A 25,724-nucleotide genomic window follows, 5' to 3' on the forward strand; every position below is an offset into this window, starting at 1 on the left:
TCTGCTGCTACACTGCCGGGCATGTCATTACCTGAAAAAGCCTCTGCAGCCCAAGAATTGGGGTTTCTCGACCTGGCCGCGACCTTAAAAGCCGCCGGTGACCCGCTGCGACTGGAGGTTTTACGCCTGCTGGCCCGTGATTCCTTTGGGGTAATGGAGCTAAGCCGGATTTTTGAGGTAAAGCAGTCGGGAATGAGTCACCACTTAAAGGTGCTGGCCAATGCCGGTCTGGTGGCAACCCGTCGCGAAGGTAATTCCATCTTTTACCGCCGGGTACTGCCGGAAGGCGAACCGACAAGAGAGATGGGTTGGGCCCAGGCCCTGTTTCAGCGTCTGGACACCACGCCGCTGTCGGCTAAGGTTCAGGCCCAGTTGGAGCTGATCCGCGCCGAGCGCGATCAGGCCTCGAAACAGTTCTTTGCCGACAACGCCACCAAGTTCCGCGCCCAGCAGGATTTGATTGCCAGCTACCCGGTCTATGCCGAGGCGGTGACCGATCTGCTGACCAGCACGCCGCTGCCGAGTTTAGGCCGTGCACTGGAAGTCGGGCCCGGGGAAGGTGAATTCTTGGCCCAGTTGGCACCGCGCTTTGAGCAGGTTGTCGCGCTGGATAATGCCAAGACCATGCTGGATAAGGCCGAGGCCTTCGCGGTCAACCAGGGCTTAAGCAATATCGCCTTTGTTTGCGGTGATACCGGCTTGGCCCGCCAGGAACTGGAGCCGGTGGACTGTGTGGTGGTGAATATGGTGCTGCACCATGTGCCATCACCGGCAAGTATTTTTGAAGATATCAGCGCGCTGCTGAAACCCGGTGGCGCACTGTTAATTTGCGACCTGTGCCACCACGACCAACAGTGGGCACGGGAAGCCTGTGGAGATCAGTGGCTCGGTTTTGAGCCTGATGATTTTTCCAACTGGGCGCAAGCCGCTCAGTTAAGCGAAGGCCAGAGCCAGTATATGGCACTGCGTAACGGCTTTCGCATTCAGTTAAGACAGTTTTTTAAATAAAGCTTTTTACATACATTGATGATGCTCATCTACAAGAGCAAAAAATAAGGAGTTATCCACACATGTCTGAGTATTCAGTCTTTACTTCCGAATCCGTATCGGAAGGCCACCCGGATAAAATGGCCGATCAGATTTCTGATGCGGTTCTGGATGCCATTATTGCTCGCGACAAGTACGCCCGTGTTGCCGTAGAAACTCTGGTAAAAACCGGTATGGCGATTGTGGCCGGCGAGCTGACCACCAGCTGCTACGTTGACCTGGAAGATATTATCCGTGACGTGATTACCGGCATCGGTTACAACGGCAGTGATGTAGGTTACGACGGCGCTACCTGTGCGGTACTGAATGCAATCGGCAAACAGTCTGTAGATATCAACCAGGGTGTTGACCGTGCCAAGCCTGAAGATCAGGGCGCCGGCGACCAGGGCCTGATGTTCGGCTACGCCACCAACGAAACACCAAGCCTGATGCCTGCGCCTGTGTACTATTCTCACCGTTTGGTTGAGCGCCAGGCCCACCTGCGTAAAGACGGTGTACTGCCTTGGTTACGCCCGGACGCCAAGAGCCAGGTAACCATGAGCTATGACGACAGCGGCAAGCCTGTTTCTATTGACGCCGTTGTACTGTCCACCCAACACGATCCCGATGTCACTCAGGAAGACATTCGTGAAGCAGTGATGGAAAACATCATCAAGCATGTGCTGCCTGCAGAACTGCTGCACGAAGACACTCAGTACCACATCAACCCAACCGGTAACTTTGTGATCGGTGGTCCTGTGGGTGATGCCGGTGTAACTGGCCGTAAGATTATTGTTGATACCTACGGCGGTATGGCCCGTCACGGTGGCGGCGCCTTCTCCGGTAAGGATCCATCCAAGGTTGACCGCTCTGCCGCTTACGCTGGCCGTTACGTTGCCAAAAACGTTGTCGCTGCCGGCCTGGCTGATCGCTGTGAGATTCAGGTGTCCTACGCCATTGGTGTTGCCGAGCCTACCTCGATTTCTGTTAACACCTTCGGTACCGGCAAGGTGAGCGACGACAAGCTGATCACGGCTATTCGCGAAGTGTTCGACCTGCGCCCTTACGCCATCACCAAGGTACTGGATCTGCTGCACCCCATGTATCAGCTGACTGCTGCTTACGGCCACTTTGGTCGCGAGCCGTTTGAGACCAGCTACACTTATTCCGAAAACGGTGAAGAGAAAACTGAAACCTTTACCGCGTTCACCTGGGAAAGAACTGACAAAGTTGACGCACTGAAAGCCGCTGTTGGCCAGTAATCGTCTACTACACTGATTTGAATTGAGATTGATATTATGAGCACCTTTACCGATTACAAAATTGCCAACTACTCCCAGGAAGAGTTCGACAAGCTGGCCGCCTGGGGCCGCAAAGAAATTGACATCGCCGAAGGCGAAATGCCTGCGCTGATGGCACTGCGTCGTAAATACAAGGCTGACCAGCCACTGAAAGATGCACGCATCATGGGTTGTATCCATATGACCATTCAGACCGCCGTGTTGATCGAAACACTGGTAGATCTGGGTGCTGAGGTTCGCTGGTCTTCCTGTAACATCTTCTCTACCCAAGATCACGCTGCTGCGGCGATTGCTGCTGCCGGTATCCCTGTATTTGCCTGGAAAGGCGAGACCGAGGAAGAGTTCCTGTGGTGTATTGAGCAAACCATTCTGTCCGAGAAAGACGGCTCAGATGTTTGGAATGCCAACATGATTCTGGACGACGGTGGTGACCTGACTGAAATGGTTCACAACAAGTACCCAGCCCTACTGAATGACATCCACGGTATTTCTGAAGAAACCACTACCGGTGTTCACCGCCTGCAGGAAATGATGGAAAAGGGCGAGCTGAAAGTGCCTGCCATCAACGTTAACGATTCTGTGACCAAGTCCAAGAACGATAACAAGTACGGTTGTCGTCACTCTCTGAACGATGCTATCAAGCGTGGTACTGACCACCTGCTGTCCGGTAAAAAAGCCCTGGTTATCGGTTACGGTGACGTAGGTAAAGGTTCTGCCGCCTCTCTGCGCCAGGAAGGCATGATCGTTAAGGTTACTGAAATCGATCCTATCTGTGCCATGCAAGCGTGCATGGACGGTTTCGAAGTTGTGTCTCCTTACAACGACGGTAACAACACCGGCGAAGTTAAAGACATCAACACCGATGTACTGGGCACTACTGATCTGGTGGTAACCACCACCGGTAACGTTAACGTGTGTGACGCCGCTATGCTGCAAACCCTGAAGAACGGTGCAGTTGTTTGTAATATCGGTCACTTCGATAACGAAATCGATACTGCTTTCATGCGTGAAAACTACGAGTGGGATGAAGTTAAACCTCAGGTTCACAAAATCTACCGTGACAAGGCATCTAACGATCACCTGATCCTGTTGTCCGAAGGTCGTCTGGTAAACCTGGGGAACGCTACCGGCCACCCATCACGCATTATGGACGGCTCTTTCGCTAACCAGGTACTGGCTCAAATTTACCTGTGGGACAAGAAGTTCGCCGATCTGCCAGAAGCAGACAAAGCCAACAACATCTACGTTAAGGTTCTGCCGAAGAAACTGGACGAAGAAGTGGCTCAGGACATGGTTGAAGGTTTCGGTGGTGTGATCACCAAGCTGACCAAAACCCAGGCGGACTACATCAGCGTTGATGTTGCTGGCCCCTTTAAGCCAGAGGCTTATAAATACTAAAGAGCAGCCGGAAGCTTACAAGTACTAAGCACTGCAGAAGCAATAAGTGCTATATAAAGCCAGCCCTCCTTAAGGGAAACGTTAAGGAGAGGCCGGCAAGCTAGAGATAAGAACATGAGTGACCAACAAGATTTGCGTCTGAGTTATGAGTTCTTCCCCGCCAAAACACCGGCCGGACAGACCAAACTCGAAGGCGTGCGTGATGATCTGGCCAAGCTGAATCCGGAGTTTTTCTCTGTGACCTACGGCGCCGGCGGTTCAACCCGCGATAACACCAAAAATATCGTCACTGACTTTAACGGCCGCGGCGTGCCTGTCGCACCGCACCTGTCATTTGGCGGCGACGATGAAGCCACCATGCTGGCACTGCTGAACGATTACAAAAATGCCGGTGTAAACCGCATTGTTGCCCTACGCGGTGATATGCCTTCCGGTATGGGCGGTTCGTTCCAGATGGTATACGCCAACCAGCTGGTCGCGTTTATTCGTGAACACTTTGGTGATCACTTCCATCTGGAAGTCGCAGCTTACCCGGAGATTCACCCGGAAGCGAAAAGCTACGACGATGACATTCAATACCTGAAGGGCAAGTTCGACGCCGGTGCCGATAGTGGTATTACCCAATACTTCTACAACCCGGATTCCTACTTCTACTTTATGGATCAGTGTCAGGCAGCTGGTATCGATCAGCCCATTTACCCGGGCATTATGCCCATCACCAATTTCCAAAACCTAGCTCGCTTTAGCGCCAACTGTGGTGCCGAGCTACCACGCTGGATGACCAAGCGTTTGGAAGCCTACGGTGATGACCAGGAAAGCATCAAACAGTTTGGTATTGCCCTGGTAACAGATCTGTGTGAAATGCTGTTAGACAACGGTGCACCTGGCTTGCACTTCTACACCATGAACACCACTGATCCTACTGCAACGATTGTTAAAAATCTTGGCTTGGCTGAATAAGTTAGCTTATCGTTAGGTATTGGATGTTAGCGATGGGATAGGGCACAATGCTCCCCATCTCTAACACCCAAAACCGACCTCCAATCGCATTATGCGTATCCCTCGTATTTATACCTCTCAACCTCTCGCTACCAGCCAAACCCTTGAGCTGGAAGAAAACCCGTCGCGCCATATTGCCAAGGTCTTACGTATGGAAGCAGGCCGAGAGCTGGTGCTGTTTAACGGTGAGGGCGGAGAATACAACGCCACACTTACAGAAGTGGGTAAAAAGCGTGTAAGCGTTACGCTGGGTGAATTTAATGATATCGACCGCGCATCGCCGCTGAAGATTGAATTGGCGATTGGCGTTTCCCGCGGTGAACGCTTTGAGTGGGTACTGCAAAAAGCCACTGAGCTGGGTGTTACTTCGATTACCCCGCTGTTTACCGATCGCACTGAAGTTAAACTCGCTGGTCCGCGACTTGAGAAAAAAATCGGCCACTGGCAACAAATTCTTATTAGTGCCTGTGAGCAGTGCCAGTTAAATCAACCACCAACGTTAAATACACCGCAACAATTCACTCAGTGGTTACCCACTGCTGAAGCGGATTTAAAACTGGTTCTGCATCATCGCTCAGAGAAAAGACTGGCCGACCAGTCACAACCGCAATCCGCCTGTTTACTAATTGGCCCTGAAGGTGGATTAAGCACCGAAGAAATTCAGCAAGCGGAATCCCTGGGTTTTAATGCATTAACCTTGGGGCCCCGTGTATTCCGTACTGAAACTGCACCTATTACAGCTATCTCCTTGCTGCAATACCTGTGGGGTGATTTAGCTTAATCTGCCGTTCGTCGGAACGCTTTAAGCCTTGATATTTTTCCGTGTTAAGCTGGGTGCCGATTTATTCAAGGACGGTTACCCATGGCTAGAACTTCCTCAACTAATTCCTCTAATCTTTCCTCCAAAATAGGCGGCACCTTATTTGGCGGCATTTTCTTTGCGTTTGGTTTTGGTTTTTTTCTCGCCTTTATTGGCACAGCATTAAGTGACCGGGTAGCCATGCAAAACTGGCAGCCACTTCAAGCAACACTAACCAACGTTAAGCTTGAACGAAACTACAGTGACGGCTCAACTACCTATAAAGCCACAGCGACCTATCAGTTCCATTATCAGGGGCAGAATTACCACGGCAACAGAGTTAGCTTACACGCAGGGTCAGACAATATAGGCGGCTATCAGAATGATATGCACAACAGATTAAAACGCGCCTTTAGCTCAAACCGACCTGTAACCGTGTGGGTTAACCCAACCAATCCATTCGAGTCAGTAATTGATCGCAGCGTTCGTTGGTCGATGATTATTTTCCCCGGTCTGCTCTGCTCGGTATTTATGATTATTGGCGGTGTCATTGTTTATTACAGCTGGAAAAAGAAAGCTGAAGCAGATCCCGCTACAGTTAGCACTACCCCCTGGCTGGCCAAGGAAGAGTGGTCGCCTACCGGAATCAATTCCAACAATAAAATGGTATTGGGCCTGTGGTGGTTTGGCGCGCTGTTTGTTAACACCATCAGCTCACCTATTCTGTTTCAAATGCCTAAAGCATTGAGCCGAGGAGAATATGGTATTTTAGTGGGTTTGCTCTTTGTTGCGATTGGTTTCTTTTTGATCTACAAAGCCATTCAAAAAACGCTGGAGCAACAACGCTTCGGCAGGGTACCCGTTATTCTTTCGCCTTTCCCGGGCCAAATTGGCGGTCGTGTTGCCGGCCATCTGGATTTCCAACAGCAACTGGATAAGACATCCAAATTCAAATTGTCACTCAAGCAAATGCGTACGGTTGTCAGCCGCTCAGGCAATAAAACTACGACCTCAACCTCCAGTGTTTGGGAATTGAATGGACAGGGCACGTTAAAAAGTGGCATCAATGCTTCACGGGTGTACTTTGCCTTTGAAGTTCCGGAATCGATGGAAGAATCCCGCACCGATGACGGTAGTGGTTACTGGTGGTCACTGGAAGTACACGGCGATATGCCCGGCATCGATTTTAAGCGTAGCTATGAAATTCCGGTTTTTAATACCGTAAGTCGAGCTGAGGATTCTTCAGCCTCCAGCTCTTCTTCCGTAGTATTATCTACCAACGTTTCGTCATCCTCATCCTCGCAACCCAGTGACGTGGTGACAGCCAAACCCCAGACGGATTTCAGTAACCAGTTAGAAAACTTTTTGGATATCCAACAATTGGCCGACGGTATCCTGATCAAACAAGCCGCAGGCAAGCAAAAAATGGCTGTACCTACTGCCATCTTTGGATTTCTATTTGGCGCTATTGGTATTGGCATAGGTTTCACCGGGGCGCCACTCATTTTCCCCATTGTGTTTTCGGCTTTTGGCTTTCTGTTTGGTGCCATTGGTATCAACATGCTTATCACAGGCTATGAAACCTATATCGATCAGGTCGGCATATCCCACAAGGTGTTTCGCTTAGGCAAAGAACGCAAGCACTTGGTATGGTCGAAAGAGGGGCTTCTCGGTCTGTGCCTAAAAGAAGGTGGCTCCAGTAGTAGCGGCGCGAAGACAACAGAGTACTTTGATATTTTATTGCAAAACGCCGACGGCGAAAAAATTAATATCAGCAACGGTATTGAGGGGCGTCAGGCCGCGAATCAACTACTTGATAGCCTGCATATGCTTACCGGTATCACTATCAACAAAGAATACAAAAGCCGACTGCAACTCAAAAAAGAACAAATGAACCGCGAATAGTTTTTCCGCTCATGACTACAAGGTCATTGGTGACTGATCATTCATGCCTAGTATTTATGTCAGCTGGGGACAATCTGTACCAAGCCACAAAATGCTATTATCTGGCCTGATGTATTAGTGAGAACTCCCCATGGCTGTAATTAAGCGCTTTTCTTATAAAGACATTGACGCTATTCGTGTTGGTCGCCTGAATCAGGGCATTAACACATCGTTTATTCTCTACCACCTGGACAACACCCTGATCGATACCGGGCCTTCCAACCAATGGAAGTATGTAAAACCTTTTGTCGAAGATAAAACCATCAGCCAGATCCTGCTTACCCATCACCATGAAGATCACAGCGGTAATGCAGCCTCTATTGCCAAACTCACCGGCGTAACACCAACTTCGCCCGCGCTGACCCACGATATTATGAAGCGTGGCTTTAAGATTCCTTTTTACCAGCATTTACTGTGGGGCAAAGCTCACAAAGTACAGACGCAAATCCACAGCGACACGGTGAAACTGGCTAATGGTGAAACCCTTACACCCATTCACACACCCGGCCACGCACCGGATCTCACCTGCTACCTGCTTAACGAGCGCGGCTGGTTGTTCAGTGGTGATTTGTATATTGCCAACCATCTGAAGTTCTTGCGAAAAGACGAGGATATTCCTCAACTGCTGGAGAGCACCCGCAAAGCCTTGGCTTACGATTTTGATACCATTATTTGCCCCCATCGCGGCGTAGTGGAGCAGGGCAAACAGGCTCTGCAAGAAAAGTACGACAATATTGCAGCACTGTGTGAAAAGTCCCAGCAACTGCATACTGCCGGCCATTCCATCATTGAAATCAGCGACAAGTTGCTCGGTAAAGAAACCTTCTTTAGCTATATTTCCGGCTTTAAGTTCAGCAAGCGCAATCTGATTCGCTCCTGCCTGCAGTTTAGCGGTTAAGCGCCTGCACTATTTAACGGTTAAAACCTGCATAATGGCGCTATAGTTTGGCGTCTTTACACCGGACGATAGCTCAGAATCCCCCTACAGTGGCCTATTACTATCCGCTGTTTAAGGGCTGCATGTCGCATGATTTTTTCGATTCAAACCGCCTTCTATAAAGCCATTAAAGCCTCGATGAAGTTGGGGCAGATTTTAATTCCACAACCTCGCCCAACGGTTTTCTCAGGCCCAGGATCTTCGATCGAACTGGCACAAACCCTGGGCCACCTGGGTTATCAGCGAGTCTTAATTGTCACCGATCCAATGCTGCCCAAACTGGGCCTGCTGGATAAGATTACCCAAACATTGGATAACGCCCAAGTAGGCTGGCAGATCTTTGATGGTGTAGAGCCGGATCCCAGCTTTACCATCGTAGAGCAGGGCCTGACGATGACCCGCAGCTACAACGCCGATGCCATACTGGCTGTAGGTGGCGGCTCTTCTATCGATACCGCTAAGGTTGTTTCAGTCCGGGCTACCAATAACAAAGCCATAGCCAAGCTCGCCGGTAACCTCAAAGTACGTAAACGCGGGCTGCCGCTATTCGCCATACCAACCACCGCCGGCACTGGCTCCGAGGTTACGGTTGCAGCGGTCGTCTCAGACCCGCAGACACGTGAGAAGCTGGCTATTGTCGATCCGAAAGTGATTCCCAGCGCTGCAGCGCTTGATCCCGCATTAATGACTGGCTTACCGGCATCCATTACCGCCGCCACCGGTATGGACGCACTGACTCACGCCGTTGAGGCCTACGTCTCCACCCTGGCAACAGAAGAGACTGATGACTACGCCCGCGCAGCGGTGAAGATGATCTTCAACAACCTGCCCAAGGCCTGCGCTAACGGTGACGACCTGGCCGCGCGAGGTGCAATGGCAACGGCATCCTTCTATGCTGGCCTGGCTTTCAGTCAGGCAAGCTTGGGCTATGTACATGCCATTGCCCATCATTTTGGCGCCTTCTATCACACCCCCCATGGACTGGCGAATGCCATCGTCTTACCGCATATTCTGGAGTTTTCGCAGGAAGCCGCCGCACCAAAGCTGGCCGAGCTGGCGGTAACTATTGGCTTGGGCAACGCCAGTGACCCCGATCGTGTGCTGGCCCAACGCTTTGTTGAGCAGGTCAAAACCCTTTGCCGAGAGCTGGATATTCCGGAAACCCTCGATGCCCTGGAGAAAAAGGATATTCCCGCCATTGTCAAAGGTGCCCTGAAAGAGGCGCATTACCAATACCCGGTCCCCAAGTATATGGACGCCAAACAGTGCAGCCGTTTGGTTGAACAAATGCTAACACCGGCCTAAAAGCCAGCTCTCTTTATTTCCATATCCGCTTCCATAGCCTAGGCTTATGATCAGGGCAGACATTCGCAAAGGCTATGGAACAGGTTTCTTATTCGGTTTATCGCGCGACTATTGATCAAATAATGCTGGGTCAGGAAAAACTACCCAGCCTGCCTGATATCACCTTGAAGATTCGTCAGGAAGCCGCGAATCCCAATACCACCATCGACCGCCTGGCAGAGATGATTGCTGCCGACCCCAGCTTAACCGTGATGCTGATGCGCTATGCCTGCAGCCCTCTGTATCGCACGCAGCAAACACCCAAATCACTGGACACCGCTATCGGTTTATTGGGCATTCCCTCTGTCGACCGGCTGATCATGCTGCACAGTGTGAAAAGCCTGTTCATTATGCAGAGCCCAAAATTGAAAAAGCTGTTTAATATCGCCTGGCAGCGGCAAACCCTGAAGGCCGCAACCAGCCGGTTTTTGGCGCAGAAGCTGGGATTTAATCCACCGGACGAAGCCCTGATCGCCTGCCTGTTGAGTGAAATTGGCACCCTGGCCATTTTGTCAGCCCTGACCGATGCCAAAGAAGTACCCAGCCAGCAGGTCTACTTTCGCCTGTGCCGTGAGTACAGCAAATCCCTAGGCGTGATCATTTTAAAGAAATGGAGTTTGGATAATCGCTACGCGGAGATTGTTCGCCACTGTGGCGACTGGACCCAAGCGACAGGACAACAGCTCAGCGTCACCGATATTATTAACCTGGCGCTTTACCACACCATTGCCCTGTTAAAGAAAGACCACAACCTGCCGGATATAGAAAGCTTGCCGGCCTACCAAAAACTGCCGCCACCGTTTAACCAAGTGGGAAAAAACGGTTTGCTGCACCTGGTGAACGCCAACTTAAAAGATATTGTCGGCGTAGCTCGTAGTCTGCATTGAAGGAAAGTAAAACTAGCTTTTCCGCCAGTCGAGGTATACCTGTTCCAACGCGGTGACGTTGGGGATAACCGCCTCTTCACCCGCCAGGCTTACCTGCATGGTATCAAACGGCTTTTTCGTTGCGTCTTCCAGCTCTGAAATTTCTTCCGCGTTGACCCGCGCTAATTTGGGAATTCCCTGGGTGGCGACGGCAATAAACGGCAGGTCGTCGCTGACACCGGTATTGTTGAATACCGCCACACGGGATTGTGGCAGTGGGGCTGGCAGGGCCTCACCGTTTAACACTTCAAACGACAACAGCGGTACTCGCTGCTCACGCCAGCGGTAGTAACCCAAAAACCAATCAGGGCTATCGGCCTCCTGCTCAGGGCTAACATAAGGAGCCATTTCCGCTACCGTTACCGTAGGCACAAGCAATACGCGGCCAGCCAGCGGAATCATTAAGCTGGCAACTTCTTGTTGTCGTTCATTGCCATCGGCAACTTGAGGAGCATTATCTATCACTGATCGTTTTCCGTTGCTGTTCGCTAGTTTTGTTCTTTATATGATGCATAAATGCTGACGCCAATGCCTGCGGTGTACCTATAGCATCAACGCCTGTTTCTATATTGCCCGCCTTGCTATTGATAGCAATGACAGCTTCTGGCATAGACGCACAGGCACAGGACTCCGGTGACTGCACCCACACAGGCCCACCACGCTGGCGCATTAAACGACTACTCAGCGCGCCGTCATCACCCATACCCGAGAAAATAATCGCCCCACAGCGGCCGGGGAAATTGCGGGCAACATTGGCAATCACTTGATCTGCCGATGGGCTGTAGGGCCCAGGCCAGGGCTCGTCCTTAACCATCAAGGTGGCATTTTCTAAAATTTCTACACACTGATCGCTGCGCAATACGGCAATGCTATTTGCTTGCAGCACATCACCGTGTTTGACCTCATGGGCCGGGTATCGACCTTTGCGGTTCATGACATCGGTGAGTGTTTTTTCAAAGCCACTGTCGATGTGTTGTACATAGATAAACGCAACACCCAAGTTTTCCGGCAGCGCTTCAATAAATAGTTTTACGGCTTCCGGCCCGCCGGTTGAGGCTGCCAGCACCCAAATATCTTCGGCAACGCCGGTAGGGTGTTGGGCCAGATTCAACTGACCGTTAAGTTGCCGTAATTTGTTCGACAGACGTCGCTGCCAGGTTGTATTGGCCTCTGTACCCGGTTTGGTTTCCGCTCCATCGCCAATAACAACAGGCAAGGGGTTTTGCGCCAACCAGCTCTCCAACCGCTGCCCCTGGCGCTGGGAAAAGTCCACTTCCACCAACCAAACATCCAGCTCAGACTGGTGCGCCGCTAACTCTTCGCAATCACAGCGGCCAGTTAAAAAGCTCTGCCCCACCTCGTGGCCCGTAGCAATAACCGCTTCACGCAGAGCGTGTTGTTGTAGTGCGGTATCCACCAGAATACCGATACGCAACGGTGAATCAGGTTGCGTGTCTCTAGTCACAGCTTAATCCAGTGGTCCTTTATCAGAGCCGGCCCCCTGATCTGAATCAGGATCTTCGTCTGCCGACTGCACCAACGCATGCTCGCCGCTGGTAATGGCTCGAATATTCTCCAGCAGCTGATCTTCCTGGAAGGGTTTACCCATATATTTATTAACACCCAACGACATGGCATGCTCGCGGTGTTTCTCCCCGGTACGGGAAGTAATCATGATAATGGGGATCGATTTCAATAAGCTGCTGGAACGAATATTTTTCGCCAGCTCAAAACCGTCCATGCGCGGCATTTCGATATCCAGCAACATGGCATCGGGAATATGATCCTGCAGTACACGCAGGGCATCCACACCGTCTTTCGCGGTGATAACGTTGAAGCCCTCACGCTCCAGGAAGCGAGTGGTAACCTTACGTACGGTTACCGAGTCATCCACCACCATAATGGTTTTGGTAGTGTCTTCTTCGACCTGGGTAGCAGTACCTTCCAGGGTAATATTAGACTGATGGGTTAGCGCTGCCGCACGACGAATCATGGCGTGCGGATCAAGAATTACAACCACACTACCATCACCCATAACCGTTGCACCGGATACACCAACCACGGTACTGAACTGCTGGCCGAGACTTTTCACCACAATTTCCCGACTGCCCATCAACTGGTCAACCTGCATGGCCACAGCGTTCTCGGCAGTACGTACCAGTACGACCGGCATCGGCATGGACTGGCCTTCAAGTTTCGGCCGCGCATCACTGTTTAGCAATTTGCCCAGGTAATTTACCTGGTACTGTTCTCCGGCGTATTCAAACCGCGCATGCTCGTCCTGGTAGTAGTGCTCCAGCTCAAACGGACTGACCCGTACAATACCCTCAATGGTGTTAAGCGGAATCGCGTACGCATCATCACCGATACGTACCATCAAGGCGCGGTTAACCGATACGGTAAATGGCAAACGGATGGTAAATTCTGTACCTTCGCCCCAGCGGGAATCGATGCTCATGGCACCGCCGAGCTGTTTAATCTCGGAGTGCACCACATCCATACCGACACCACGACCGGAAATCTGACTGACCTTGTCGGCGGTACTAAAACCGGCATGCAAAATAAATTGCATTACATCGCGATCACTCAGGCGGGCATCGGCACTCATCAGGCCACGCTCAATGGCTTTCTCACGAACACGCTGTAAATTAATGCCCTGACCGTCATCCACAAGACGAAGGATTACGTCACCACCTTCACGTCCCAGGCTTAAGACCACACGACCGGTTTCCGGTTTACCTGCGGCCAAACGCGCGTCACGGTCTTCGATACCGTGGTCCACCGCGTTACGCAACATATGCTCCAGCGGTGCAACCATGCGCTCCAATACAGAACGATCCAATTCACCTTCGACGTTATCGAGCTCGAAGCTCACCTGCTTACCCAACTCGGTTGATACCTGGCGCACAATGCGGCGTAAACGCGGCACCAGACGCGAGAAAGGTACCATGCGTGAACGCATCAGACCTTCCTGCAGTTCGGTATTAATCCGAGACTGTTGCAGCAGCAGGGTTTCGGTATCGCGGGTTTTGTCGGTCAGGGTCGATTTCAAATCGAGCAAGTCAGACGCTGACTCAATCAACGAGCGCGACAGCTGTTGTAATTGTGAGTAACGATCCATTTCCAGAGGATCGAAACTGTCGTCCTCCAGCATCTGCTCCTGACGGAACAACACCTGTGCTTCGGTTTCAATATCCAGGCGACGCAGCTGCTCCTGCAAACGGTGGATGGTGGAATCCATTTCGTCTAGGGTGAAACCCAGCTCACTGACTTGTTCTTCAACCTGCCCCCGGCTAATGGAGGTTTCACCGGCAAGGTTAACCAACTCTTCGAGCAGTTCTGCCGAAACTTTTACAACTTCCTGCGGGCCACTGCGGCGTGCCGCCAGAGGTGTTGGCTGGGCCTGGCTTGCAGCAGGTGCCGAGGTGGTATCAGCCGTGGCAGGCATACTGGTTTTACTAACACCAGGCTCACTCACAACAGGCGCTACAGCGCTTTCTTGTACAGACTCCTTACCTTTAGGAGTAAAGGGCAGTATCTCTGCTACCGTGCCGGCTGCCGCACTAAGATGCGGTGCGTCACTGTCACGACCTGTTGTTTGTTCACCCTGATCAGCAGGCGTGATGTTTTCAACAACCTCCAGCGTTTCAAACGTCGTGCTATCGGCAACACTGTCTGTCGTTGCCTGTTGCTCAGTGACAGAGGCCGCAGTATCGGTATCAGCGCCACCAATATCGGTAGTGATATCAGCCAAACGGCCTTCACCGGCCATCACCGCTTTAACCGCTTCTACACCGTTGAGAATACCATCTTGATAGCTGTGCACCTGCCTAAAGAACGCCTGATCCAGTTCAGCATTTTCACCGGTATTGATCAGGAAGGTTTCAAAGTCGTGAGCTATATCACCCAGGGCGGTAACCCCCGCCAGACGCGCACCACCTTTTAAGGTATGCAAGGAACGCTTCAGGGATTCGCAGCTCTCCATGTGGTTCCAGTCTTCTTCCCACTCATGGACGGCCTGCTCAATATCTTCCAGTAATTCGTCGGCTTCCTCGATAAAGATTTCCAGAATTTCCGGATCCATATCTTCATCGTCTGCACTGCTGACAATTTCCGCCTCTACAACGTCTGCCTCGACGACAACTGGCTCTGGCTCTGGCTCTGGCTCTGGTTCTGGTTCTGGCTCTGGCTCTGGCTCTGGCTCTGGCTCTGGCTCTGGCTCTGGCTCAACAGTATCTTCTATGTCTATAACGCTATCAGCGGTATCCACCTCCAGGGTGAGATCTTCGCTGACATCATCCGCTACGGCTTCAATAAAAGACTCGGCGATATCCGTTGCCAATGGGGCACTATCATCATCGTCGTCACCAGAAGCGGTTTCGAGTTCGATAACCTCCGCATCAACAATATCGGTTGTCGACTCAGAATCGAGATCTGCCTCTTCTGCAATCGCTGCTTCTATCGTGACCTCTTCAATGGGGCCCTCTTCAGCGATTGACTCTTCAGCTACCACCTCTGTTACAACTGGAATATCTACAGTCGCATCATCAACAGGCGTAGGTTCAAACTCACGAATATCTTCCAGGCAAGCACGCAACTGTTGCTGAACCGACTCACTGACTGGCTCAACGTTTTGTCCAGCTGCCACAGCATCAACAAGATCGAGCAGGGCTTCGTGACCCAGTAACAGGGCTGCGACCAACTCATCACCGGTGTTCAAACGCTGCTGGCATACGGCGCGATAAATATCACCCAACAGCGAACTCAACTCGGCCATGGGTGGCAAATTCGCATGTTCAGCACCCGTAGCCAGGGTTGCTAATTCCGCCATCAGCGGCGCTAACAATTCCGTCTGGCTAAAGTCCTGTTGCCAACTATGTAGCAACTGGTCGGCATCAAGGAGTAGATTCATCTCCTCGGCCATAAAGATAGACAGCAGCTCCGGATCAACCTGTTTATTTGACGTCTCGGCTTCTTTCTGGCGAATCAACGGGCCAACAGATCGGTCTTTTAATTCGGCAACACGGGCCTGGAACAGGTCAAGCTTATCGATAACAACCGGATCACCGGATTTGATTTGCTCCAGTGCCGACTTGGTATAGGTCACGCCGTCGCGTATCAGTTGCAGAATATCTTCGTCGATATTGACCTGATAGGTGCGCAGCTCTTTGGCGAAACGCTCCAGCGGCGTCGCCAATGCTGCCACATCGGTGACATCGGCCATATGCGCACTGCCTTTCAAGGTGTGCAAGGCGCGCTGCATATTTTCACTCGGCGGCGTATATAAGGGCGCCGCCTCTTGCATCTGCTCGATAAAGTCTTCGACAACCCCCAGGTGGGTTAAGGCTTCTGAACCAAAAATTTCCCACAGTACGGCGTTATCATCATCGTCTTCATCGATTGCACCGCATATCTCAGACAATTCTGCGGGAATTTCCCCAACAGCCAATTCCTGACCCCAGAGCTGGTATTTCTCCGCCAACTCGGCATGCGGATTAACGTGGCGCTTTTCAAACGCCGAGACCATATCAGGCAGAATAGCGCGAACACTTTCTATAAAATTGGTATGTGCCTCACCGGGCTTGATGGTGTTATCGATAACCCGGTTGAGCATATTTTCAACCGACCAGGCCAGCTCGCCAATTTCATTGGCTTCCACCATGCGGCCACTGCCTTTCAAGGTATGGAAAGCACGACGAACTTCCGTTAAGGCTTCACCGTTATCAAAATCTTGCACCCACTGCGGGAAGAACTCGGCAATAGTTTCCAGAACTTCGCCGGCTTCTTCGATAAAGATTTCGATAATTTCATCATCGATATCACTTTCTTCCGCTGCAGCGGCTTGCGGCTGTTCGGCATCTTCTTGAACGGCTTCGGCGACGACTTCAGGCTCGGCTTCAGACTCGATCTCCGGCTCAGTAACTTCAGTTGAGGAATGCTCGGCAACAGGCGTGATCTCTACCAGCTCCTCTTCAACCGATTCGCTGTCGTCCTCACTTTCGGTTTCTGGCAGCACATCCATATCGACCGATTCCACATCGGCGATTTTTTCCAGCACGGTTTCTACCGTGGCAGATTCGTGACGGCTCTCTACTGCCGGGCGAGAAGCAATATCACCTACACCGTAGCCCAGTTCCTCGATACTTTCTTCAGCAACGCCAAGCAGTAGCTCATCATCTTCTTCGCGATCACCGCACAAGCGCTCGAGATAATATTCCACACTGGCAATAGCATCGGCGAGAGTATCGAGCGTTGACCAATCCGGTGCTGTATTACCCTGTAACAGTTGCTCTTCAATAAAATCACTACAGGCCTGCAAGATTGCAGCAGGGCGGGGTAATGGCACCATCGCCAAGCCACCGCGAATTTCTCCAAGCAGGGAGGGCACATTATGCAAATGGCTCTTATCCCACTGGGAGGCGATATACTCAATAATGGCATCCTTGGCCTGCTCTAAACCGTTACGCGCCTCGCGCAGCACGGTTTCCTGTGCCAGGCCAATTTCCAATTGTTCTTCGGCACTGTGTTCGGCCGTGGCACTGGTGCCGCTGGCGATAACCGCCAGGCGTTGTTCAATGGCAATAATTTCACTGGCAACGTTCATCAGGGTTTCGTTACTGGGCTCACCCTCACTGGCAGCCAACTCCAACGCATCAACTTGCAGCAGAATTTGTTTACGTAAATCACCTACACCCAACACGGCCAGGGTATCGGCTACGCGTTTCATAATGGGCAGGGCATCTTCGGTAGCGCTGTGATCAGCGCCGGAGATACCAATATCCAACGCCGACTTGATCGCCTCAAGCTCGTCATTAAGTGCAGCCACAACCGTACGCATGGTTTCCGGGTCTGGTGCAGCAATCAGATCACCGGCAGGTTGTTGATCTTCTTCCCCGAACTGTAGTCCGTACTGCAACCGTAAGCGCTCAATGCGCGGTTGTGTTTCACTGCTATTGGTAACGTAGTACAGCAGGTTTTTAATTAATTCATCGCGGGTAAATTCACCCAGTGCTGAAACGCCTTTTTCAATCAGCACTTTGATTTCTTTATCGAGCTGACGCAGCAGAGTTTTAACCGAGACATTGACATCAATGCCATCACAGGCGAGGCCTTCAACCAGGGCCAGAGCAATATCCCATAGCGGTTGACGCGCTGTGCCCTGCGTTAATTGATGCAGACGGGTAAAAACTTTATTCAGGTAACCGAGATTTTCTTCAACGTTAACACTGCGAATAACACCGGCGGCAGCGTATTGATACATCTGCCGCAGCTTGGTAACCACCGCTTTAAACTGCTCGACATTTTGTGTCAGTGCAACCGGCTGCCCCACCACTTCACGGGCGGCTTCGAGGTCAGGGGAGAAGAAACGGCTTTCGGTTAACAAACTGGCACTGCGCACAGCGCGCAGGTCATTTAATAACGGCAGGATGGTGGCTGGATCATCGGAGCGGCTGGATTTTGCCTGCTCAAGATAAATCGGCAGCTGTAAAATCGCACGCATCAAGACTTCTTGAGCTTCCGATTCGTTATTCACTTGACGATTCATTAACGCCTGGGCTAAAGCTTCCATCTCTTCAGCCAACAGTGCAGCGCCGAAAAACTCGACCATCTGCAAGCTGCCATGAACCTGGTGAATATGGGTCAGACAGAAACGTATGCGTGTGGCATCCTGTGGATTTTCCACATAGGCTTCCAACGTTTGACGAGCCTGCTTCAGGGTTTCGTCAATTTCTCCGACCACCCAATCCAGGGCAGCGTAATTGCGGTTATCTCCCATACCGGAGCATCCCCTCATAATTCTTTATGGGCGTTTGTGCGTTCATTGCGCACTAACTTCTTATATACGCTTGTATGCCGTCATCGGTGACCCGCGTCATCCCAGACGGATCCCAATCAACGATTTCACCTAAACCAATAACCAGCACGCCGCCAGGTTTCAATCGTGTAATCATCTCGTTCAAAATTTCACGACGACGCCAGCGACGAAAATACACCAACAGGTTCTGACAGTAGATCACATCCATTTTTGCCATCGGCATCTGGGCAATATTGAGCACGTTGCCATGACTAAAACAGATACGATCACGCAATTTATCGCTGATCTGAAAACGACCGTCGCCCAGAGTCTGGGTGTAGCGAGCGCGCTCATCGAGCGCCAGAGGCTCGATCTTTCTCTCGTTATAAATACCCTGGCGGGCGTACTGTAAGGCTGGCTGGCTGATGTCGGTCGCCGTAATACCGTAATAGGGATCCAGGCCGGCAAGTTCAAAGCAGTCGTTAACTACCATCGCCAGTGAGTAAGGCTCTTCACCGGTTGAACAGCCCACACTCCAGACTTCGAAACTGTCATCCAGGCTTTTATTGTCGATTCGACTTTGCAGCAAGCGGCGGACGTAATCGATGGAGGCACGATGACGAAAGAAACTGGTTTCCTTGACCACTAAACGGTCGACCAAAATCGACCATTCAACAATGCCCTGTAAGCCACCGACAACCTGCTCGTAGTAATGGTTATAGCTTTCCAGCCCCAGCTCGCGCATACGCATGCCGATCTGAGTTTGTAAAAAGGCACGCTGCTGGGGCAATACCTGTACACCGGTACGCTCTTCCAACAGCTTATTCCATTGATCAAATTCCTGATCGGAAAGCGCCGGGGCTGTTTGCAGTGACCACACCATACTACGTCTACGTCCTAATCCTATGTCTTACTGCGCTCGATTAGGCTGTCGCCGTCCGGTTGTCATCGTCGTCATCACCGTTTAGCAGTGACTCGTCGATATCAAAACCTTCCAGATCATCGTCATCGCTTAAGTCCAGCTCAACCTCATCTTCTTCCAGTGCCAGGTCGAGACCTTCATCAAGGTCTGCATCAACTTCAGCGTCGAGATCCAGATCAGCCAGGCTTTCCTCTTCCTCAAATGCAGGCATATGGGTTTCAGTAGGTGCAGCATCATCAATGCCACCGCCCAAATCACTACCCAGGGTCAGCGCATGATCAACAGGGCCTTCATCGTTAGATGCTTCTTCCGGCAGGGTGAAGCCCGCTACCGATTCACGCAGATCCAGTGCCATGTCAGCCAGGTTACCAATCGATTGTGCCGTTGCTGACGTACCCGCAGAGGTTTGTGAAGTAATCTCCTGAATAACGTTCATCGTGTTGGAGATGTGGCCCGCAGAAGAGGCCTGCTGACGTGCAGCGTTCGAAATGTTTTGAATCAAGTCTGCCAAGCTGGTCGATACGTTCTCAATCTCTTCCAGGGCAACACCCGCATCCTGTGCCAGGCGAGCACCGCGTACAACTTCCGCGGTGGTTTGTTCCATCGAGATAACCGCCTCGTTGGTATCGTTCTGAATGGTTTTAACCAGTGCTTCAATCTGTTTGGTAGCGGCAGCAGAACGTTCTGCAAGTCGCTGTACCTCATCCGCAACAACCGCGAAGCCTCGACCGGCGTCACCCGCCATCGATGCCTGAATGGCCGCGTTAAGTGCCAGAATGTTGGTTTGGTCAGCAATGTCGTTAATCAACGATACGATATCACCAATCTCCTGGGACGATTCACCCAGTCGTTTAATCCGCTTCGAGGTATCCTGAATCTGCTCACGAATGGTATCCATCCCGTGAATCGTATTCTGTACCACTTTGGAACCGTTGTTTGCGATCGATACCGACCGCTCCGCAACCGCGGCAGATTCCGAGGCGTTCGCCGATACCTGGTCAATGGTCACGGCCATTTCATTTACCGCCGCCGATGCCCCGGCAATTTCCTGCGCCTGGTGCTCAGATGCTTCGGCCAGATGCAGTGCTGTTTGCTGGGTATCCTGTGCTGCACCGGATACGTTTACCGCCGTTTCGTTAATTCGCGATACCAGAACCCGCAGTTGGTCAATGGTGTAGTTAACCGAGTCAGCAATTGCCCCGGTGAAGTCCTCGGTTACCGTTGCGGTGGTGGTCAGGTCACCATCTGCAAGGTCAGCCAGTTCGTCCAGCAGTCGCAAAATTGCGCTCTGGTTACGCTCGTTGGTTTCCGCTGTCTCATCCAGGCGACGACGGGTACCGGTCAGTAACTGGGCACCGATAAATACAATACACAGTACCGACAGGGCACCGAGTACAGCGACGGTTAAGTTGTTCGGTTGACGCTGACCGGACTGGGCAGAAATCTGGTCAGACAGACCACTCAGGGCTTCCAGCAGTACCGGAGAATCATCCAGCAGGGCGTTCGCCGATTGACGTGCTTTAAACAGTGCAGGAGACGCTTCGAAGATCTCACGAACAGACGAACTTACGAAATCAAACAGGCCGCCAATTTCGTTCAGGGATTCAATCGCATCGCGGTCGGTTACGCGCGAAATACTCATGGCCGCATCACCTTCGCGCATACCGGTCAGTACCTTACCGAACAAGTTCGCATCGAGGTTGAACTGGTCGGCCGCGGCATCGGCGTCACCGCCACCACGCAGCATCTTATCCACGTTACGACCAATACGTTCCGCACGCCAGGACTGCATCTGGGCTACCGCCACCTGGTCCGCCGGTGCGTCGTTTTCCAGCAGGATTTCCACAATGTTGTTGTGCTCCGCCTGCAGTTCAGGCAGTGACTCGTTCAGTGTGGTTGCAACGTCATTCAGGAAGATGATGGTGTCTTTGTTGGTAATAATGGTCTCGGCATTCGCCTTAACGCGCTTCCAGGTACCTTCATAGCCAGCCATCTCATCAGCCAGTGCGGTGCGGGTACGCTTGTCACTGCCGCGCAGCTGGTTCCAGGTGGAATCCATGCTGTCTACCACGCCTTTCAACTCGGCGAAGGCCTGTTCGTTACCGGAGGTGGATTCCCGCGATAGCGAGGTTACCCGGTAAGACAGTGCCCGCAGTTCAGCGGTTAGCTGCAAGTATTGCTGGTCACGTGCGGCATCCCGCTGTACCAGGAAGATACTCACCGCCATGGCCACCAGGGCCAAGAACAGCGCGATAACCAGAACCGTCATGGTTCGGTTAGCCCGCACTGCGGCTACAAGGTTTCTGGACTCAATTTTCATGCTACGTGCTCCTGACAGACGTTGCGTGTTAAAACCCCAAGTCGCGGTATCATTGCTGGCGATCCTGCCACTGTTTCACCGCGTGATGGGTTTACTGCTTTTAAAGAAATAGTGTGGATGTGGCATCCACGATTATTATTGTTACTAATTACCCTGCGCAGCGTTCACAAACCGCGCGTCTTCGGCCAAATTGGCCAAGCTGAAGACAGACCATTCACTGCCACTCAACTCATAGCTGCCCGTAACCAGGGGTACCAACTGCTCGTCCTCATCACTGGCGGCGGGCTTATAGGTATCCATGGGAAAGTGCTGCATTCCGAAAACCTGATCGACAATCAGGCCACTGTAGAGGTTTTCTGTTTCGAGGATGAGAACACGTTGTCTTTTGCGATGGCCGGTCAAGCGCTGACCGAAGAACATGCCCATATCCAACAGGGGCAGTAGGCGACCACGCACATTGGCAACCCCTTTGACCCAGGGCTGAACGCCAGGCAGGCGCGTGTAGCTGGGCACTTCCAGCATTTCCGAAACTTCACCCATAGGGGCGACAAAGTGTCTTCCTAAAAGCGAAAAGCCGATGCCACTCCAGTGGGGCTTAATATCCACCTGGGCGGGCAAACCTTTCGCGGTGCGACGACTGAGATGCGCCAGTTCAACTAACGCCTGAAAAGCCGCCTGTTGCTCTGCCATAAAAAACCTTCCTGCTTATTGGCTTTTGCGTGTTCTTCCCTCGATTTGATGGAATCAAGCAGTCACTTCAGTGATGACATCCATCAGGGTTTTTTCTTCGATAGGTTTGGTCAAATACGCCTTGGCGCCCTGACGCAGGCCCCACACACGATCAGTTTCCTGATCTTTGGTGGTGACGATAATCACGGGGATATCAGAGGTTTCAGAGGCTTTGGTTAACTGACGGGTAGCCTGGAAGCCGTTGAGGCCAGGCATCACAATATCCATCAGTACCACATCCGGCAGTTCCTGTTTCGCAACAGAAACACCATTTTCACCGTTTTCAGCGGTGATTACAGAATGGCCATTCTTTTCCAGAATGCTGGTGAGCTTGTAAGTTTCAGTTGGTGAGTCATCAACGATGAGTACTTTTGCCATGGTTACCCCACACGATTTTGGTCATATCCTGCCTGAGACAGGTTTTTATAGTAATTATTGGCACAGCTCGCAGCGGTAATCCGCTCGGCCATGCGATTAAATCTCTTAAGAGGCTTTCGCCTGCTTAACATGCGCTTCAATGGCGCCAAGCAACTCACTTTTACTGAAGGGTTTGGTGAGATATTGATCGGAACCAACGATACGACCTTTGGCCTTATCAAATAAGCCATCCTTACTGGACAGCATAATCACCGGTGTCGACTTGAATTCACTGTTGTTCTTGATCAGGGCGCAGGTTTGATAACCGTCGAGGCGCGGCATCATAATATCAACGAAAATGATATCCGGACGGGTATCGGCAATCTTGGCCAAGGCATCAAAACCATCCGTTGCAGTAACTACCGTACAACCCGCTTTTTTAAGAAGGGTTTCTGCTGTCCGGCGGATGGTCTTACTGTCATCAATGACCATCACTTTCAAGCTTTCGAGATTAACATCCATACCGATCGACCTTCGCCTATTGTTATTGCTTTATCCGCAGGAGGTCTATGCCTCCTGTCCACCACGGGCTCAATCTGGCCAGAACCCGCAGCCACCTAATCTTTTAACATAGATTCCAGCTTATATCTATAAACGCCGGATTAAGAAGCACTTTAATTTAAAATTGTGCTGCTTTATGAACAAATCGCTACAAAGCTAAGCGTCATATGCTTATAAATCTTCCTACTTATAGGACGGTTGCGTTTGCGACTCTAAGAGCTTACCTTTAGCCTCCACACTGACAGCAGCCCAAGCGACTTTAATGGCCTGTTGTTATGTGCGTGTTACGTTATATGTATCACTTTACATGGCTACGTGTGCCCATATTCATGTTCAATTTCGTGTTTTAACGCACGCGGCCTGACGACTTATCCAACAGATGTAGATTTGTATGCCAGCAGCCCAAGCAACCACTACCCTCGGCGTAGTGATGGACCCCATTGCCCAGATCAATTTCAAAAAAGACACCACCCTGGCACTGTTACTTGCCGCTCAGGCCAAGGGATGGAAACTGGTCTATATGGAGCAGGCCGATCTCTATCTGGAAGATGGCAGAGCCAAAGCCAGCGGCCAGCCCCTGAGCGTCGCCAACGACCCAGACAACTGGTTCGAGCTGCAACCGGCACAAACTATCGACCTGGGTGACCTGGATGTCATCCTGATGCGCAAGGATCCACCCTTCGACAATGAATATATTTATAGCACCTATATTCTGGAAGCGGCCGAAGCCCAGGGTGCGTTGGTGGTAAACAACCCCGAGAGCCTGCGCGACTGCAACGAAAAGATTTTTGCCACTCAGTTTCCGCAGTGCTGCCCGCCGGTGCTGGTCAGCCGCAAACCCCAGCAACTGCGTGAATTCCACAAAGAACATAAAGATGTCATTTTCAAACCGCTCGATGGCATGGGTGGCAGCGGCATCTTCCGCTGCAAAGCTGATGATCCCAACGTCGGCGTCATCCTCGAAACCCTGACCAACCACGGCCAACACCTGATTATGGCGCAGCGTTATATCCCGGAAATTACCGAAGGCGACAAACGTATTCTGGTGATTGACGGAGAAGCGGTTCCCTACAGCCTGGCCCGTGTACCCGCTGTCGGCGAAACCCGCGGTAATCTGGCGGCAGGCGGTACCGGCGTTCCACAACCTTTAAGCGAGCGAGATGAGTGGATTGTGGCCCAGGTCGCACCCACCCTGAAGCAAAAAGGGCTATTGTTTGTAGGACTGGATGTGATCGGTGACTACCTCACCGAGATCAATGTCACCAGCCCAACCTGTGCACGGGAAATTGATAACCAGTACAACACCAATATTGGCGATCGCCTGATGACCGCCATTGAAAAGCGTCTGAGCGCTAAATAAACCAGGTTATTCATCAAGGATCACGTACATAAATGTCAGCAGAGTTAACAGCACCAGCCCCTGTCAACAGTGGTGACCGCCTCGGCTTTACCCTGTTTCTAGCGCTGGCCCTGCATGCTCTGCTAATCCTTGGTGTCACCTTTAAACTCAGCGACGGCAAACAAACGCCGCCAACGCTGGAAATCACCCTCGCCACCCACAAAAGCCAGCAAGCGCCGGAGAAGGCCGACTTTCTGGCCCAGCACAACCAACAGGCCAGCGGCACCGGCAAAGAGGCCAAACAACTGACCAGCGAACGGGATGCTGAGTTCGCCGATACCCAAATTCGCGAAACCAACCCGCGCCCGCAACTGCGTGCCACCGACCCCAGTAAGCGCCAGTTGCAGCAACAGATCACCACCAGCGGTGACAGCCAGTTCAAAGCCCAGAAATTCGTCAAGAGCAAGGATAGCCTAGAGCAGGAAAAACGCGCTGGCGAGCAGGTGGAAAACACCCAACTGACCACCGAGATCGCCAGCCTTAAGGCCAAGCTCGACAAGCAGCGCCAAAACATCGCCAAGCGACCAAGGCGCCACCGTATGACATCCGTGTCCACAAAAGCATCAGCGGATGCAGAATACCTGCACAAATGGAGCAGCAAAGTTGAGTTTGTCGGCAACCGCAACTTCCCCAAAGAGGCGATTAACAAAGAGTTATTCGGCAGTCTGCGACTACTCACTATCATTAAGCCCAATGGCACCATTCACTCGGTGGAAATCCTGCAGTCATCAGGACATCGCGTTTTGGATGACGCTGCCCTGCAAATTGTCCACTTAGCTTCGCCTTTCTCACCATTCCCCCCTGAGATCAGGGAGAAAGCTGAACTGCTGGAGATTATCCGCACCTGGCACTTTGAAATCAGCGGTCTATCTACCACCTCGGGCGCCGAACTTGCCCGCAAAGCCAATAGCGCAAATCTATCAGCCGGCGCCAATTAGGCCTTGTTTTCCCGACTTGCAGACCCAAT

At 51.7% G+C, this 25,724-nt stretch carries 19 protein-coding genes; 11 read left to right on the forward strand and 8 right to left on the reverse strand.

Going from position 1 to position 25,724, the window contains the following annotated elements:
* Positions 1–21: 21 nt before the first annotated feature.
* The 9 genes from ACGHZ6_RS23610 to ACGHZ6_RS23650 all read left to right on the forward strand — a co-directional run bounded on the left by ACGHZ6_RS23610 (position 22) and on the right by ACGHZ6_RS23650 (position 10,635).
* Positions 22–1,008 carry an ArsR/SmtB family transcription factor gene (locus tag ACGHZ6_RS23610; protein WP_390616526.1) on the forward strand — a complete coding sequence of 329 codons (987 nt, stop codon included), beginning with the start codon at positions 22–24 and terminating at the stop codon, positions 1,006–1,008.
* A gap of 62 nt (positions 1,009–1,070) precedes the next feature.
* Positions 1,071–2,288 carry a methionine adenosyltransferase gene (gene metK / locus ACGHZ6_RS23615; RefSeq protein ID WP_390616527.1) on the forward strand — a complete coding sequence of 406 codons (1,218 nt, stop codon included), beginning with the start codon at positions 1,071–1,073 and terminating at the stop codon, positions 2,286–2,288.
* A 36-nt stretch (positions 2,289–2,324) separates the two neighbouring features.
* Positions 2,325–3,725 (forward strand): adenosylhomocysteinase, encoded by a 1,401-nt coding sequence (ahcY, locus tag ACGHZ6_RS23620; protein ID WP_390616528.1) that lies wholly within the window; start codon positions 2,325–2,327, stop codon positions 3,723–3,725.
* Between the two features lie 114 nt (positions 3,726–3,839).
* Positions 3,840–4,685 (forward strand): methylenetetrahydrofolate reductase [NAD(P)H], encoded by an 846-nt coding sequence (gene metF / locus ACGHZ6_RS23625; RefSeq protein WP_390616529.1) that lies wholly within the window; start codon positions 3,840–3,842, stop codon positions 4,683–4,685.
* 91 nt (positions 4,686–4,776) lie between these two features.
* Positions 4,777–5,505, forward strand: coding sequence for a 16S rRNA (uracil(1498)-N(3))-methyltransferase (locus ACGHZ6_RS23630; RefSeq protein ID WP_390616530.1), 729 nt, complete (start codon positions 4,777–4,779; stop codon positions 5,503–5,505).
* Between the two features lie 81 nt (positions 5,506–5,586).
* On the forward strand, positions 5,587–7,428 hold the full coding sequence (locus tag ACGHZ6_RS23635; RefSeq protein ID WP_390616531.1) for a DUF3592 domain-containing protein: 1,842 nt from the start codon (positions 5,587–5,589) through the stop codon (positions 7,426–7,428).
* Between the two features lie 130 nt (positions 7,429–7,558).
* Positions 7,559–8,365, forward strand: a complete 807-nt coding sequence (locus ACGHZ6_RS23640) for an MBL fold metallo-hydrolase (protein WP_390616532.1) — start codon at positions 7,559–7,561, stop codon at positions 8,363–8,365.
* 129 nt (positions 8,366–8,494) lie between these two features.
* On the forward strand, positions 8,495–9,709 hold the full coding sequence (locus tag ACGHZ6_RS23645; RefSeq protein ID WP_390616533.1) for an iron-containing alcohol dehydrogenase: 1,215 nt from the start codon (positions 8,495–8,497) through the stop codon (positions 9,707–9,709).
* A gap of 74 nt (positions 9,710–9,783) precedes the next feature.
* A complete protein-coding gene (locus ACGHZ6_RS23650; RefSeq protein ID WP_390616534.1) occupies positions 9,784–10,635 on the forward strand; it encodes an HDOD domain-containing protein in 852 nt (283 codons plus the stop codon).
* Positions 10,636–10,647: 12 nt separating this feature from the next.
* On the opposite strand, the gene ACGHZ6_RS23655 is transcribed toward ACGHZ6_RS23650, so the two are convergent.
* The 8 genes from ACGHZ6_RS23655 to pilG all read right to left on the reverse strand — a co-directional run bounded on the left by ACGHZ6_RS23655 (position 10,648) and on the right by pilG (position 23,319).
* A complete protein-coding gene (locus ACGHZ6_RS23655) occupies positions 10,648–11,139 on the reverse strand; it encodes a chemotaxis protein CheW (RefSeq protein ID WP_390616535.1) in 492 nt (163 codons plus the stop codon).
* Entirely contained in the window at positions 11,129–12,139 is a 1,011-nt protein-coding gene (locus tag ACGHZ6_RS23660) for a chemotaxis protein CheB (RefSeq protein WP_390616536.1), read from the reverse strand. The genes ACGHZ6_RS23655 and ACGHZ6_RS23660 overlap by 11 nt, the downstream gene beginning before the upstream one ends.
* Before the next feature lie 3 nt (positions 12,140–12,142).
* Complete coding sequence (locus ACGHZ6_RS23665; protein ID WP_390616537.1) at positions 12,143–18,451, reverse strand: Hpt domain-containing protein; 6,309 nt, start codon at positions 18,449–18,451, stop codon at positions 12,143–12,145.
* Between the two features lie 52 nt (positions 18,452–18,503).
* A complete protein-coding gene (locus ACGHZ6_RS23670) occupies positions 18,504–19,352 on the reverse strand; it encodes a CheR family methyltransferase (RefSeq protein WP_390616538.1) in 849 nt (282 codons plus the stop codon).
* A gap of 40 nt (positions 19,353–19,392) precedes the next feature.
* Complete coding sequence (locus tag ACGHZ6_RS23675; RefSeq protein WP_390616539.1) at positions 19,393–21,711, reverse strand: methyl-accepting chemotaxis protein; 2,319 nt, start codon at positions 21,709–21,711, stop codon at positions 19,393–19,395.
* A 144-nt stretch (positions 21,712–21,855) separates the two neighbouring features.
* A complete protein-coding gene (locus ACGHZ6_RS23680) occupies positions 21,856–22,401 on the reverse strand; it encodes a chemotaxis protein CheW (protein ID WP_390616540.1) in 546 nt (181 codons plus the stop codon).
* A gap of 54 nt (positions 22,402–22,455) precedes the next feature.
* Positions 22,456–22,818 carry a twitching motility response regulator PilH gene (pilH, locus tag ACGHZ6_RS23685; protein WP_390616541.1) on the reverse strand — a complete coding sequence of 121 codons (363 nt, stop codon included), beginning with the start codon at positions 22,816–22,818 and terminating at the stop codon, positions 22,456–22,458.
* A gap of 105 nt (positions 22,819–22,923) precedes the next feature.
* Positions 22,924–23,319, reverse strand: a complete 396-nt coding sequence (gene pilG / locus ACGHZ6_RS23690; RefSeq protein WP_390616542.1) for a twitching motility response regulator PilG — start codon at positions 23,317–23,319, stop codon at positions 22,924–22,926.
* Between the two features lie 430 nt (positions 23,320–23,749).
* Here pilG and gshB point away from each other — a divergent pair, with 430 nt between their 5' ends.
* Together gshB and ACGHZ6_RS23700 are read left to right on the forward strand one after the other, a co-directional pair.
* A complete protein-coding gene (gene gshB, locus ACGHZ6_RS23695; protein ID WP_390616543.1) occupies positions 23,750–24,718 on the forward strand; it encodes a glutathione synthase in 969 nt (322 codons plus the stop codon).
* A gap of 32 nt (positions 24,719–24,750) precedes the next feature.
* Positions 24,751–25,695 (forward strand): energy transducer TonB, encoded by a 945-nt coding sequence (locus tag ACGHZ6_RS23700; RefSeq protein WP_390616544.1) that lies wholly within the window; start codon positions 24,751–24,753, stop codon positions 25,693–25,695.
* The last annotated feature ends 29 nt before the right edge of the window (positions 25,696–25,724 follow it).

It is taken from the genome of Maricurvus nonylphenolicus, assembly GCF_042854845.1.
In the GTDB taxonomy this organism is placed as follows: Bacteria; Pseudomonadota; Gammaproteobacteria; order Pseudomonadales; family Cellvibrionaceae; genus Maricurvus; species Maricurvus nonylphenolicus.